Here is a 12,086-nt window from a genome sequence, read left to right on the forward strand (position 1 = left end):
AGGACACCATGCCCCGCACCGTGTTCCGCGTGGATGCCGTCCTGGTGCAAGCCGTCATCGCTGGCGCCCTGTCCTTCGCTCACCTGCACGACCTCGCCGCGGCTGCCGGGCAGGACGGCTGGAAGGCCTGGGCCTACCCGGTCTCCGTCGATCTGCTCCTGGTCGCGGCCTGGCGCCGACTGCGTGCCGACGGACCGTCTCGGCTGGCCTGGTGCTGGTTCCTGATCGCCCTGATCGCCTCGCTCGGCGCCAACGTCGCCACCGCCGGACTCCTCGACCTGACCAACGTCCCGGCCTGGCTGCGCATCCTCGTCGCCGCCTGGCCTGCCCTGGCCTTCATGGGCGGCACCCTCCTCGTCCACTCACCCGCCGACCGCTCCTCGCCCCCGACGGCACCCGCCACCTCGGACCCGGAGCCCGTGCCCGAGGCGGAATCTGCCCCGGCCCCCGCTGCTGAACCGACCCCGGAACCGGTCGACTCCGCCGACCGCACCCCGGCTCTCCCGCCCGCTGACCCGGCCCCGGTACCGCCGCCGGCCGTCCCGGTCCCGGCCGCGCTGGTCGACCACGCCCGCAAGGTCGCCGCCGACCACGAGCAGCGCACCGGCGCCCGGATCGACACCGACACCCTTCGCGCACGTCTTGGCGTCCCGCCGCACATGGCCGACGCCATCGCCGCCCAACTCGCCTGACCCGAGAGGAGATCACCGCCATGCCTGCCCGCGACTTCTTCCACTCCGTGATGCGGATCGGACCGGTGCAGATCGGCACCCACCGCGACCGCCACGGCCAGACCAAGCACGCCGCCGTGTGCAGCTCGGACGGCTGCGGCTGGTCCGCCGACTACACCAGCCAGTCCGCCGCCCAGCTCGCCGCCCGCACCCACCGCTGCAAGGTCCGCTAGGAGGCCGCCATGGACGTCCCGCTCTGGTTCGCCCTGCTGGTCGTCGGAGTCCTCGGCGTCAAGCTCATCCGCCCGCCCTGGTGGCTCATCGGCGTGCTCCTGCTCGGCGGGTTCCTCCTCGCCGACAGCATCCTCGCCCCGGTCATCGACACCGCCCTCAAGTAACCCAGGAAGGAGCAACGTTCATGTTCCGGCCCAAGCTCCCGACCATGCCCCAGCCCACCGGCATCGTCACCCCGCCCACCGTCATCGAACCGACCACGATCACTCCCGGCACCCCGACCGCACCGCAAGCCCCGACCGCCCCCGCTCCGTCCCGACCCACGATCCAGGTCAAGCCCGGCACCGCCCTCGCTCTCGTCGGCGGCGGTACCGCCGTGGTCCTCGTAGTCGGCGCGGTCCTGGTCTCCATGCTCCTGGCGGTCGCCATCACCGGCGTCTCCGTCGCCCTGGTCGCCGTCGTCCTGCGCCTGCTCGTCAACGACATGCACAAGGGACGGTGAGCCATGGAAACCGTGATCGCCGCCGCCTTACCGGGCCTCGGCTGGGCCCTGCACGGCAGTCTTCTCCTGCGCCGCCTGTCCACCGCCCGCCGCGACCCGCTCACCGGCCTGCACACCCGAGCCGGCTTCACCACTCGCGCCGAACACCTGCTCGCCAGGAACCCGGCCGCGCTCGTCGTCCTGATCGACCTCGACGATTTCAAGGCCATCAACGACACGCACGGACACGCCGCCGGTGACGCCGTCCTCACCGCGACCGCCCGCCGACTGCGTGACTGGTGCGCCGGCCACGGCATCGCCGCCCGCCTCGGCGGAGACGAATTCACCGCCATCGTCACCGACCCCGCCCGCACCCCCGGCACGACCGCGCTGCAAGCCGCCCTCGGCCGACCTGTCGCCTTCGACGGTCACCTTCTGCCGGTCTCCGCTTCGGTCGGTCTCTGCCACCGCGCCGACCTGCCGGTCCCCGCCCTCACCGACGCGCTGTCCGCGGCCGACGCCGGCATGTACGCGGCCAAGGGCCACGGAAGGCGCAACGTCCACAACTGAACGGCCCCCGGAGCGGCCTCGGTCGCCAAACTTCCGCCGCTCCGGGCGCCTACACCCATCCAGATCCAACGGACCCGAAAGGCAAGCCCCATCATGCCCCAGCACGCCCAGAACAAGCGCGTCTGCCGCGACTGCGACGGCTTCGCCACCGTCGCCATCACCACCGGCACCCGCCACCCCGACGGCACCCGCGCCACCCTCCGCGTCACCTGCTCGACCTGCAAGGGCACCGGCCACACGGTCCCCGTCGCCTCCCTCACTCGCGCGGGGAGGTGACCGCCGTGGGAGACCTCACCCCGACGCAGGCCAGTCCCGGCTTGCACATCAGCAAGCCCTCCCCGGACGCTCCCGCCACCGGCTCCGCCGTCTGCCACTGCGGCGCCTCCGCCTCCGCCACCGGTGACGCACAGGTGCAGGGACTCGTGCAGGGCTGGGAGGCCAACCACGGGGCCGCCCATCGAGGGGGCAAGTGATGACCGCCCTGCCTCGGGTCCTGGACCTGTTCTCTTGCGCCGGCGGGGCCGCCATGGGTTACCACCGTGCCGGGTTCCTGGTCGACGGCTGTGACATCGCCGACCGCCCCCGCTACCCCTTCGCCTACCACCAGGGCGACGCCCTCGACTACCTCGCCCACCTGATCACCACGGGCGACATCGAGCGGTACTCCCTCGTGCACGCTTCCCCGCCCTGCCAGGCCGGCTGCGCCCTCACCGTCGGCACCAACGCCTCCCAGGGCTGGGGCGGCACCCATGTCGACCTGGTAGCGCCGATCCGGGCTCTCCTCGACGCCACGGGCCTGCCGTACGTGCTGGAACAGCCCAACGGACGGGCGGACATCCGCAAAGACCTGTCCCTGTGTGGGGAAATGTTCGGCCTGGGCGTCCTGCGTCACCGCAACTTCGAACTGGGCCGCTGGGCCACCGCGCAGCCGGCTCATCCGCGGCACCGGGGCTACGTGCGCGGCCACCGCCACGGCGTCCACCGCACCGGCCCCTACGTCGCCGCGTACGGCAAGGGCGGCGGTAAAGCCACCGTCCCCGAGATGCAGACCGCCATGGGCATCACCTGGACCGACGACCGCGAAGAACTCACCGAAGCCATCCCGCCCGCCTACACCCGCTGGATCGGGCACGCCTTCCTGACGGCTCGACAGGAGGTCTTCGCGTGACCGACTCCGCCACCTTGGCGGGCCTGGACCCGACCACCCTCGGCGATCTGCTGCGGGTGGCCGGGTCCCCGGGCTTCGACCGCTGGCAAGACCAGATCAAGCGCACCGGCGGCTGCTCCGACCCAATCCACCTGACCGGCTGGACGATCTACAAGGACAAGACCACCGGCGAAACCCTGCACCACTACACCACCGCCGACGAACCCGGCGGCCGGCTCCGCCTCGCCTGCGGCAACCGCCGTGCCTCCCGCTGCCTCTCCTGCGCCTGGACCTACGCCGGCGACACCTACCACCTCATCCGTGCCGGGCTCGCCGGAGACGACCGCCGCGACATCCCCGCCACCGTCCGGGATCACCCGCGGGTCTTCGCCACCCTCACCGCCCCGTCGTTCGGCCCGGTCCACAACCGGCCCGACCGCGGCACCTGCCGCTGCGGCACCCGCCACACCCCGGACGCCCCGGAGTTGGGCACCGCCCTCGATTCGAGCACGTACGACTACGTGGGCGCCGTGCTGTTCAACAACTACGCCGGGCAGCTCTGGCAGCGTTTCACTAACCGCCTGCGCCGCGAGATCGCCGCCCGCGCTGGCTTCACCCAACGCGAGCTGAAGGAGTGCGCCCGACTGTCGTATGGCAAGGTCGCCGAGTTCCAGAAGCGCGGTGCCGTGCACTTCCACGCCGTGATCCGCATCGACGGACCTGACGGCCCGGGCACCCCGCCGCCGTCCTGGGCCACGGTCGACCTTCTCTCCGACGCGATCCGCGCCGCCGCCGCACACTCCTACACGTCCGTCTCGGTCCCGGCCGCCGCCGACCAGCCGGCCCGCACCTTTCGGTGGGGCACACAGCTCGACGTGCGGCCGGTGAAGGCGTTCGGGGACGGTTCCGACATCACCGAACAGGCCGTCGCCTCCTACGTCGCGAAGTACGCCACCAAAGCGGCTGAGAACACCGGCACCCTGGACCGCCGGGTGGGGGAGCTGTCCGAACTGGACCGCCACGGCGTCCCCGACCACGCTCGCCGCCTCATCGCCGCGTGCAAGCAGCTCGATCCGCTCTACCCCGACCGGCGCCTGTGGGCCTGGGCTCACATGCTCGGTTTCCGCGGCCACTTCTCCAGCAAGAGCCGCCGCTACTCGACCACCCTCGGCGCCCTCCGCCAGGCCCGCGCCGACTACCGCGCCACCCAGGAGCACGCCGCCCTCGCCCTGGACGACCGCGAGCCGGACACCGTTCTCGTACTCACCGATTGGCAGTACGCCGGCCACGGCCACACCCCCGGTGAATCCGTCCTCGCCGCCACCATCGCCCGAGATCTCCAGCTCAACCGCCAAATCGCCCGCGAAGAACTCGCAGCCCTGGAAGGAGCCTGACGTGAAAGACGAGCTGATGACCGTTCCGCAGATCCTTGACGAACTCGGGGGAGTCTCCCGGCGGACGTTCTACCGATGGCGTGAGCTCGGGCAGGGGCCGGCTGCATTCAAGCTGCCCAATGGGGAATTGCGAGTGTGGCGGAGCGACTTCCGGACCTGGCTGCGGCAGCTGGAGACCGCCGCGTGAAGTCTCTCGACGTAAAGGTCTGGAGCGTCCGTAAGCGGGACACAAAGACGCCGTCCTACGGAGTGCGCTGGTCAGTGGCTGGCAACGTGTTCTCGGAGTCTTTCCGCACGAAGGCGCTCGCAGACCACTATCGAGCCAAGCTCATGCGTGCGATGCGTGATGGCGAGGAGTTCGACACGGGGTCCGGCCTCCCGGCGTCGATGAAAGAGACGAAGTCGGCCGTGTCTTGGTACGTTTTCGCACTTCGGTACCTCGCCATGAAGTGGCCGCATGCCGCCCCCAACACGCGCGACGGCATCAACGAATCGCTCACCAGTGTGACCATGCAGCTTCTCGGTGAGCACCCTGGTAGGCCGTCCGACGAGACGATCCGCAGGGCACTCCGCAACTGGGCTTTCGTGCTGCCGGCGCCGAACGACCGCGAAGTCCCGGACGACGTGCGGAACGTTCTCCATTGGGTGTCCAAAGCGTCTCGGCCGCTCACTGATCTCGCCGAACCCGCCACGGCTCGCGCAGTGCTCGACGCGCTGAAACTCAAGCTCGACGGAACAGCCGCAGCGGCGGAAACTGTGCGACGCAAGCGCCGGACCCTCGTCAATGCTGCGAACTACGCAGTCGACCTGGGGGAGCTGCGGGAGAACCCGATCACGGCCGTTCGCTGGCAGAAACCGAAGGTATCCAACCAGGTCGATCCGCGGGTGGTCGCCAATCCGGAGCAGGCGCGGAACCTCCTGGCGGCCGTCTCTTACGTCGGTGGGTACCGGCGTGCTCGTGGTCGTCGGCTCGTGGGTCTGTTCGCCGCCATGTACTTCGGTGGTCTCCGCCCGGCGGAAGCGGTCGGCCTCGTCGAGACTGATCTGAAGCTCCCCGAACACGGCTGGGGTTCGGCACTGCTCCACCGGACCCGCCCGTCCGCCGGCAAGCAGTGGACCGACTCGGGGGAGACCCACGACGACCGCGGGCTGAAGAATCGACCCACCGAGGATGTTCGGCGGGTACCCATCCCGCCGCACCTCGTCGCTGTGCTCCGCGAGCACCTGGCGACCTTCGGCACCGCGGACGACGGGCGACTGTTCTTCAGCGAGAAGGGCGCGGTCGTCCCGTCCTCGACCTACTACCGCGTGTGGCAGGAGGCCCGACTCCTCGCGCTTCCGCCGGCCGTCGCTGCCTCGCCGCTCGCGAGTCGGCCGTACGACCTTCGGCACTCGGCGCTGTCGACGTGGCTCAACGCGGGCGTCGACCCGACCGAGGTGGCCGAGCGGGCCGGCAACAGCGTTGAGGTCCTGCTCACCCGCTATGCGAAGTGCCTCGACGGGCGGCAGGACGTCGCCAACCGGCGCATCGAGGATCTGCTCCGCGAGTACGACTGACACCACCCGGTCGTGCCCGAGGCCCCTGGCATCCTGTCCAGGGGCCTCGTCGTTTTCGGCGGCTCACCTGGGACAACGCTTCAAGATCCCGTCCACGCCTCGTCCACAGACCCCGACATACGCCCGCTCCGAGCGACATACGGCTGCACATACGCGAAGACCCCGGCCTCAGCGTCTCCGCTGGTGACGGGGTCTTTGGGCACCTAATCCACGGTGCCCCCGGCAGGATTCGAACCTGCGCACACGGCTCCGGAGGCCGTTGCTCTATCCCCTGAGCTACGGGGGCGTGTCCGCCGTGATCGGCGGCGACGGGTAGAACCCTACCAGCTCCCGGGCGGTGCCTGTGAACAGGTATTTCCGGAGGGCGACACGCGGGCTGTCGCCCGTGAGGGGTGGAAGTGGGGAAAACCCGGACGCAGGGCTGGATCGCGACCTACTCTCGAGTTGTGTCAGGCGTGTCCGGCCGGGTGCTCGTCGTGGACGACAACAGGGTCATCCGGCAGCTGATCAGGGTCAATCTCGAGCTTGAGGGCTTCGAGGTCGTGACCGCGGCCGATGGTGCCGAGTGTCTGGATGTCGTGCATCGGGTCTGCCCCGATGTCGTGACGCTCGACGTCGTCATGCCGCGCCTCGACGGGCTGCGGACCGCCGCGCGGCTCCGGGAGGATCCGCGGACCGGGCACCTACCGGTGGCGATCATCAGTGCCTGCACGCAGCACGAGATGGACGGCGGGCTCGCCGCCGGGGTGGACGCGTTCCTGGCGAAGCCCTTCGAGCCCGCCGACCTCGTACGGCTCGTGCGGCAGCTCATGGAGCGCGACCCCGAGGGCCGCCGCGGCGCCGGCCATGCCGGGACCGGGTCGGGGACCGGGAGCGGGACCCCCTGGGGGTGAGGCACAAGCCCTGCCTCCTCCCCCCTCTGCCCGCATCGCGAAACCGGTTCGCGTGCCCACCCCCCTCCTCCCATACGCTTGTCCCGTGACCCCCGCAGATCTTTCCCTCACCGTGCTGCACGCCGTGCGCCGCGCGGTCGGTGACGGTGCCCTGCGGGTGGAGGCCCCCCTCCCCGAGCGCGTCAAGGTCGAGCGGCCCCGCCCTGGCGGTAGAGGGGATTACGCGACCAGCGCCGCCCTCCAGTTGGCCGGGGTCGCCAGGCTGCCCGCCCGCCGGGTCGCGGAGATCCTGCGGGACCGGCTCGCCGGGGCCCCCGGCATCGAGGCCGTGGAGATCACCGGGCCCGGGTTCCTGAACTTCACCCTGCGGGGCGACAGCCACGCGCAGCTGATCGCCCGCGTGCGCGAGCACGGGGACCGCTACGGCCACGGCAGCTCCATGGCCGGGCAGATCCTGCAGTACCACCACCTGCGGGAGGTGCGGGCCGCCGTCGTCACCCAGGTCGTGGCCCGCCTCCAGACCGCCCAAGGCGCGCGCGTCCGCGTCGGCTGCGACGCCGTCGACCCCGCCTGGGCCGCGCTCGGCGTGCGTGTCGACGCCCCAAACACCGACGCCCCCGGCGGCATCCGGTTCGCGCCCGTACCCGTCACCTACGACGTGTACGCCCTCGGGCGCGACGCCGCCCGCTGGGCGCTGCTGCGGCCCGCCGCGCACGACCGCGCCCTCGAAGCGCGCGACGTACTCCCGCAGACCGAGGCCAACCCCCTCTTCACCGTGCGGTACGCGCACGCCCGCGCCCGCGCCCTGCTGCGCAACGCCGCGCAGCTCGGCATCACCGCCGCGTACGAGGAGGACGTCGACGCCGGCCGCCTCCTCACCGCCCTCGGCGACCGCCCCGCCGTCCTCGAAGCCGCCGCACGCCACCGCGCCCCCGATCGGGTCGCCCGGCACCTGGAGGCCACCGCCGACGCGTTCCTGGGGTTCCAGCACACCGTGCTCCCCCTCGGCGACGAGAAACCCTCGGCCGCCCACCGCTCCCGGCTCGCCCTCGCCGAAGCCGCCGGGACGGTGCTGGCCGGCGGCCTGGCACTGCTCGGCATCAGCGCTCCCGACTACTTGTGACTTTGTGAGAGAGACATGAGCCGTTCCGCACACCCCGCCGGGCCCCGCCACGCCGACGTCCTGCCCGAGGGGCACTACACCGCTCCGCCCGCCGACCTCAACCGCCTCGACGCCAAGGTGTGGTCCCGGACCGTCGCCCGGGATGACGAGGGTGTGCTGACGGTCGGCGGCATTCCCGTCACCACCCTCGCCGAGGAGTACGGCACCCCCGCCTACTTCCTCGACGAGACCGACTTCCGCGCCCGCTGCCGCGCCTGGGCCGACGCCTTCGGCGCCGAGGCCGACGTCTTCTACGCCGGGAAGGCGTTCCTGTCCCGCGCCATCGTCCGGTGGCTCAAGGAGGAGGGGCTCAACCTCGACGTGTGCTCGGGCGGCGAGCTCACCACCGCCCTCGACGCCGGGATGCCCGCCGAGCGCATCGCCTTCCACGGGAACAACAAGTCCGTGGAGGAGATCGACCGCGCCATCCGTGCCGGTGTCGGGCGGATCGTCCTCGACTCCTTCCAGGAGATCGTGCGCGTGGCCCACATCGCCCAGTCCCTCGGCGTCCGGCAGAAGGTCCAGATCCGGGTCACCGTCGGCGTCGAGGCGCACACCCACGAGTTCATCGCCACCGCCCACGAGGACCAGAAGTTCGGCATCGCGCTCGCCGGCGGGCAGGCCGCCGAAGCCGTACGGCGGGCGCTGAAGCTCGACGGCCTCGAGCTCATCGGCATCCACTCGCACATCGGGTCGCAGATCTTCGACACCTCCGGCTTCGAGGTGGCCGCCCGCCGCGTGATCGGCCTGCTCAAGGAGGTCCGCGACGAGCACGGCGTCGAGCTGCCCGAGATCGACCTCGGCGGCGGGCTCGGCATCGCGTACACCTCCGAGGACGACCCCCGCGAGCCGCACGAGATCGCCAAGGCGCTCACCGAGATCGTGACGAGGGAGTGCGAGGCGGCGGGTCTCGCCACCCCCCGCATCTCCGTCGAGCCCGGACGCGCCATCGTCGGCCCCACCGCCTTCACGCTGTACGAGGTCGGCACGGTCAAGCCGCTCGAGGGGCTGCGGACGTACGTGAGCGTCGACGGCGGCATGTCGGACAACATCCGCACCGCCCTGTACGACGCCGAGTACACCGTGGCGCTGGTGTCCCGGACGAGCGACGCCGAGCCGATGCTGAGCCGCGTGGTGGGCAAGCACTGTGAAAGTGGTGACATCGTGGTGAAGGACGCGTTCCTCCCCGCGGACGTCGCGCCGGGCGACCTGATCGCCGTACCGGCCACCGGGGCGTACTGCCGCTCCATGGCCAGCAACTACAACCACGCACTTCGCCCGCCCGTCGTCGCGGTCCGCGACGGTGAGGCGCGGGTGATCGTCCGGCGTGAGACGGAGGAAGATCTCCTGCGTCTCGATGTCGGCTGATGAAATAGACGTCTCATAATCCGGACGGAAGGGAGAAACTTCCGTCCGGTGAGTGAGACTGGTCCACACCGTAGAAGTATGAGAAGTGAGGTCGGATGATGCGTACGCGTCCGCTGAAGGTGGCGCTGCTGGGCTGTGGAGTGGTCGGCTCAGAGGTGGCGCGCATCATGACGACGCACGCCGACGACCTCGCCGCGCGCATCGGCGCCCCGGTCGAGCTCGCCGGGGTCGCCGTCCGCCGGCCCTCCAAGGTGCGTGCGGGCATCGCCCCCGAGCTCATCACCACCGACGCGATGGCCCTGGTCAAACGGGGCGACATCGACGTCGTCGTCGAGGTCATCGGGGGCGTCGAGCCCGCCCGTACGCTCATCACCACCGCCTTCGAGCACGGTGCCTCCGTCGTCTCGGCCAACAAGGCGCTCCTCGCCCAGGACGGACAGAGCCTGTACGCCGCCGCCGAGCAGCACGGCCGCGACCTGTACTACGAGGCCGCCGTCGCCGGCGCCATCCCGCTCATCCGGCCGCTGCGCGAGTCCCTCGCCGGCGACAAGGTCAACCGGGTGCTCGGCATCGTCAACGGCACGACCAACTTCATCCTCGACAAGATGGACACCTCTGGCGCCGGGTACTCCGAGGCACTGGACGAGGCCACGGCCCTCGGGTACGCCGAAGCCGACCCGACCGCCGACGTCGAGGGCTTCGACGCCGCCGCCAAGGCCGCCATCCTCGCCGGGATCGCCTTCCACACGCGGGTGCGCCTCGACGACGTCTACCGCGAGGGCATGACCGAGGTCACCGCCGCCGACTTCGCCTCCGCAAAGCGCATGGGCTGCACCATCAAGCTGCTCGCCATCTGCGAGCGCGCCGCCGACGGCGGGTCCGTCACCGCGCGCGTGCACCCGGCCATGATCCCGCTCAGCCACCCGCTGGCCTCCGTCCGCGGCGCGTACAACGCCGTCTTCGTCGAGGCCGACGCCGCCGGGCAGCTCATGTTCTACGGACCCGGTGCCGGCGGCTCGCCGACCGCGTCCGCCGTCCTCGGCGACCTCGTCGCCGTCTGCCGCAACCGCCTCAACGACGCGACGGGGCCCGGCGAGTCCGCGTACACCCAGCTGCCCGTGAGCCCCATGGGCGACGTGGTGACGCGGTACCACATCAGCCTCGACGTGGCCGACAAGCCGGGCGTCCTCGCCCAGGTCGCGACGGTCTTCGCCGAGCACGGCGTGTCGATCGACACCGTCCGCCAGACGGGCAAGGACGGCGAGGCCTCCCTCGTCGTCGTCACCCACCGCGCGCCCGACGCCGCCCTCTCCGGGACCGTCGAGGCGCTGCGCAAGCTCGACACCGTGCGCGGTGTCGCCAGCATCATGCGTGTTGAAGGGGAGTAAGGACCCATGACCAGGACCCACCAGTGGCGCGGCATCATCGAGGAGTACCGGGACCGCCTTCCGGTCACGGACACGACGCCCGTCGTCACGCTCCGTGAGGGCGGTACGCCGCTCGTCCCGGCCCAGGTCCTCTCCGAGCGCACCGGCTGCGACGTACACCTCAAGGTCGAGGGCGCCAACCCCACCGGCTCCTTCAAGGACCGGGGCATGACCATGGCCATCACCCGGGCCAAGGAGGAGGGCGCGCAGGCCGTCATCTGCGCCTCCACCGGCAACACGTCGGCCTCCGCCGCCGCGTACGCCGTGCGCGCCGGGATGGTCTCCGCCGTCCTCGTGCCGCAGGGCAAGATCGCCCTCGGCAAGATGGGCCAGGCGCTGGTCCACGGCGCGAAGATCCTCCAGGTCGACGGCAACTTCGACGACTGCCTGGACCTCGCCCGCGCGCTCTCCGACAACTACCCGGTCGCGCTGGTCAATTCGGTCAACCCGGTCCGCATCGAGGGCCAGAAGACCGCCGCGTTCGAGATCGTGGACATGCTGGGCGACGCCCCCGACATCCACGTCCTGCCCGTCGGCAACGCCGGCAACATCACCGCGTACTGGAAGGGTTACACCGAGTACGCGGCGGACGCCCTCGCCACCCGCCGGCCGCGCATGTGGGGCTTCCAGGCCTCCGGCTCCGCGCCGCTCGTGCGCGGTCAGGTCGTCAAGGACCCGTCGACCATCGCCACCGCGATCCGGATCGGCAACCCGGCCTCGTGGGACTACGCGATCGCCGCCCGCGACGAGTCCGGCGGCTTCATCGACGAGGTGACGGACCGTGAGATCCTGCGGGCCTACCGCCTGTTGGCCTCCCAGGAGGGCGTCTTCGTCGAGCCGGCGTCGGCCGCCTCCGTGGCCGGCCTGCTGAAGGCCGCCGAGCAGGGCAAGGTCGACCCGGGCCAGACGATCGTCTGCACGGTCACCGGCAACGGCCTGAAGGACCCCGACTGGGCGGTCGCCGGAGCGCCCCAGCCGGTCACCGTCCCCGTCGACGCGGCCGCGGCCGCCGAGCGGCTCGGCCTCGCGTAACCCGCCGGTCGGCGACTCCCCGCGCGATCGAAGCGACCGTGCGGGGAAAAGCCGCACATCAGGCGGCAGTGGACACAGGAGCACAGGACGGCTCGCGACACGCATCGTGCGCCTCCTGTGCGCCCTATGTCGCCACAGAACCTTCCTTCG

Annotated in this window: 16 protein-coding genes and 1 tRNA gene; 16 read left to right on the forward strand and 1 reads right to left on the reverse strand. The window is 71.2% G+C overall.

Features of this window, described 5'->3' with window-relative positions:
• Positions 1–8: 8 nt before the first annotated feature.
• The 11 genes from ACZ42X_RS06095 to ACZ42X_RS06145 all read left to right on the forward strand — a co-directional run bounded on the left by ACZ42X_RS06095 (position 9) and on the right by ACZ42X_RS06145 (position 6,054).
• Positions 9–692 (forward strand): DUF2637 domain-containing protein, encoded by a 684-nt coding sequence (locus tag ACZ42X_RS06095; protein ID WP_391393119.1) that lies wholly within the window; start codon positions 9–11, stop codon positions 690–692.
• A 20-nt stretch (positions 693–712) separates the two neighbouring features.
• On the forward strand, positions 713–904 hold the full coding sequence (locus ACZ42X_RS06100; RefSeq protein ID WP_007387681.1) for a mobile element transfer protein: 192 nt from the start codon (positions 713–715) through the stop codon (positions 902–904).
• Between the two features lie 9 nt (positions 905–913).
• A complete protein-coding gene (locus tag ACZ42X_RS06105; protein ID WP_391393117.1) occupies positions 914–1,069 on the forward strand; it encodes a hypothetical protein in 156 nt (51 codons plus the stop codon).
• Between the two features lie 20 nt (positions 1,070–1,089).
• A complete protein-coding gene (locus ACZ42X_RS06110) occupies positions 1,090–1,407 on the forward strand; it encodes a SpdD-like protein (RefSeq protein ID WP_133887367.1) in 318 nt (105 codons plus the stop codon).
• A 3-nt stretch (positions 1,408–1,410) separates the two neighbouring features.
• Positions 1,411–1,956, forward strand: coding sequence for a GGDEF domain-containing protein (locus ACZ42X_RS06115; RefSeq protein WP_468284776.1), 546 nt, complete (start codon positions 1,411–1,413; stop codon positions 1,954–1,956).
• A 93-nt stretch (positions 1,957–2,049) separates the two neighbouring features.
• Entirely contained in the window at positions 2,050–2,232 is a 183-nt protein-coding gene (locus ACZ42X_RS06120) for a hypothetical protein (RefSeq protein WP_133887369.1), read from the forward strand.
• 5 nt (positions 2,233–2,237) lie between these two features.
• On the forward strand, positions 2,238–2,429 hold the full coding sequence (locus ACZ42X_RS06125) for a hypothetical protein (RefSeq protein WP_133887370.1): 192 nt from the start codon (positions 2,238–2,240) through the stop codon (positions 2,427–2,429).
• Entirely contained in the window at positions 2,429–3,124 is a 696-nt protein-coding gene (locus ACZ42X_RS06130) for a DNA methylase (protein ID WP_468284778.1), read from the forward strand. Before ACZ42X_RS06125 ends, ACZ42X_RS06130 begins: the two co-directional genes overlap by 1 nt.
• Complete coding sequence (repSA, locus tag ACZ42X_RS06135; protein WP_468284780.1) at positions 3,121–4,497, forward strand: replication initiator protein RepSA; 1,377 nt, start codon at positions 3,121–3,123, stop codon at positions 4,495–4,497. The genes ACZ42X_RS06130 and repSA overlap by 4 nt, the downstream gene beginning before the upstream one ends.
• A gap of 16 nt (positions 4,498–4,513) precedes the next feature.
• On the forward strand, positions 4,514–4,684 hold the full coding sequence (locus ACZ42X_RS06140) for a helix-turn-helix transcriptional regulator (RefSeq protein ID WP_175438207.1): 171 nt from the start codon (positions 4,514–4,516) through the stop codon (positions 4,682–4,684).
• Positions 4,681–6,054 carry a tyrosine-type recombinase/integrase gene (locus ACZ42X_RS06145; RefSeq protein ID WP_468284782.1) on the forward strand — a complete coding sequence of 458 codons (1,374 nt, stop codon included), beginning with the start codon at positions 4,681–4,683 and terminating at the stop codon, positions 6,052–6,054. The genes ACZ42X_RS06140 and ACZ42X_RS06145 overlap by 4 nt, the downstream gene beginning before the upstream one ends.
• A gap of 214 nt (positions 6,055–6,268) precedes the next feature.
• Here ACZ42X_RS06145 and ACZ42X_RS06150 read toward each other — a convergent pair.
• A tRNA-Arg gene (locus tag ACZ42X_RS06150) sits at positions 6,269–6,340 on the reverse strand.
• A gap of 106 nt (positions 6,341–6,446) precedes the next feature.
• Here ACZ42X_RS06150 and ACZ42X_RS06155 point away from each other — a divergent pair.
• The 5 genes from ACZ42X_RS06155 to thrC all read left to right on the forward strand — a co-directional run bounded on the left by ACZ42X_RS06155 (position 6,447) and on the right by thrC (position 11,936).
• A complete protein-coding gene (locus tag ACZ42X_RS06155) occupies positions 6,447–6,947 on the forward strand; it encodes a response regulator (RefSeq protein ID WP_468284784.1) in 501 nt (166 codons plus the stop codon).
• 85 nt (positions 6,948–7,032) lie between these two features.
• Complete coding sequence (gene nrtL, locus ACZ42X_RS06160; protein WP_468284786.1) at positions 7,033–8,070, forward strand: ArgS-related anticodon-binding protein NrtL; 1,038 nt, start codon at positions 7,033–7,035, stop codon at positions 8,068–8,070.
• A gap of 15 nt (positions 8,071–8,085) precedes the next feature.
• Positions 8,086–9,477, forward strand: coding sequence for a diaminopimelate decarboxylase (gene lysA, locus ACZ42X_RS06165; RefSeq protein WP_468284788.1), 1,392 nt, complete (start codon positions 8,086–8,088; stop codon positions 9,475–9,477).
• 98 nt (positions 9,478–9,575) lie between these two features.
• Positions 9,576–10,865, forward strand: coding sequence for a homoserine dehydrogenase (locus tag ACZ42X_RS06170; RefSeq protein WP_468285619.1), 1,290 nt, complete (start codon positions 9,576–9,578; stop codon positions 10,863–10,865).
• Between the two features lie 6 nt (positions 10,866–10,871).
• The gene (thrC, locus tag ACZ42X_RS06175) at positions 10,872–11,936 is read left to right on the forward strand and encodes a threonine synthase (RefSeq protein ID WP_468284790.1); all 1,065 of its coding nucleotides are present in this window, start codon (positions 10,872–10,874) and stop codon (positions 11,934–11,936) included.
• Positions 11,937–12,086: the final 150 nt, after the last annotated feature.

The sequence above is a fragment of the Streptomyces sp. NPDC030862 genome, from assembly GCF_055571835.1.

What these genes read in the sequence shown, in the direction of transcription:
- lysA (WP_468284788.1), top strand. Translation starts at nt 8,086, where the DNA reads ATGAGCCGTTCCGCACACCCCGCCGGGCCCCGCCACGCCGACGTCCTG.
- ACZ42X_RS06170 (WP_468285619.1), top strand. Translation starts at nt 9,576, where the DNA reads ATGCGTACGCGTCCGCTGAAGGTGGCGCTGCTGGGCTGTGGAGTGGTC.
- ACZ42X_RS06115 (WP_468284776.1), top strand. Translation starts at nt 1,411, where the DNA reads ATGGAAACCGTGATCGCCGCCGCCTTACCGGGCCTCGGCTGGGCCCTG.
- ACZ42X_RS06100 (WP_007387681.1), top strand. Translation starts at nt 713, where the DNA reads ATGCCTGCCCGCGACTTCTTCCACTCCGTGATGCGGATCGGACCGGTG.
- ACZ42X_RS06110 (WP_133887367.1), top strand. Translation starts at nt 1,090, where the DNA reads ATGTTCCGGCCCAAGCTCCCGACCATGCCCCAGCCCACCGGCATCGTC.
- ACZ42X_RS06120 (WP_133887369.1), top strand. Translation starts at nt 2,050, where the DNA reads ATGCCCCAGCACGCCCAGAACAAGCGCGTCTGCCGCGACTGCGACGGC.
- ACZ42X_RS06095 (WP_391393119.1), top strand. Translation starts at nt 9, where the DNA reads ATGCCCCGCACCGTGTTCCGCGTGGATGCCGTCCTGGTGCAAGCCGTC.
- thrC (WP_468284790.1), top strand. Translation starts at nt 10,872, where the DNA reads ATGACCAGGACCCACCAGTGGCGCGGCATCATCGAGGAGTACCGGGAC.
- ACZ42X_RS06130 (WP_468284778.1), top strand. Translation starts at nt 2,429, where the DNA reads ATGACCGCCCTGCCTCGGGTCCTGGACCTGTTCTCTTGCGCCGGCGGG.
- ACZ42X_RS06105 (WP_391393117.1), top strand. Translation starts at nt 914, where the DNA reads ATGGACGTCCCGCTCTGGTTCGCCCTGCTGGTCGTCGGAGTCCTCGGC.
- ACZ42X_RS06140 (WP_175438207.1), top strand. Translation starts at nt 4,514, where the DNA reads ATGACCGTTCCGCAGATCCTTGACGAACTCGGGGGAGTCTCCCGGCGG.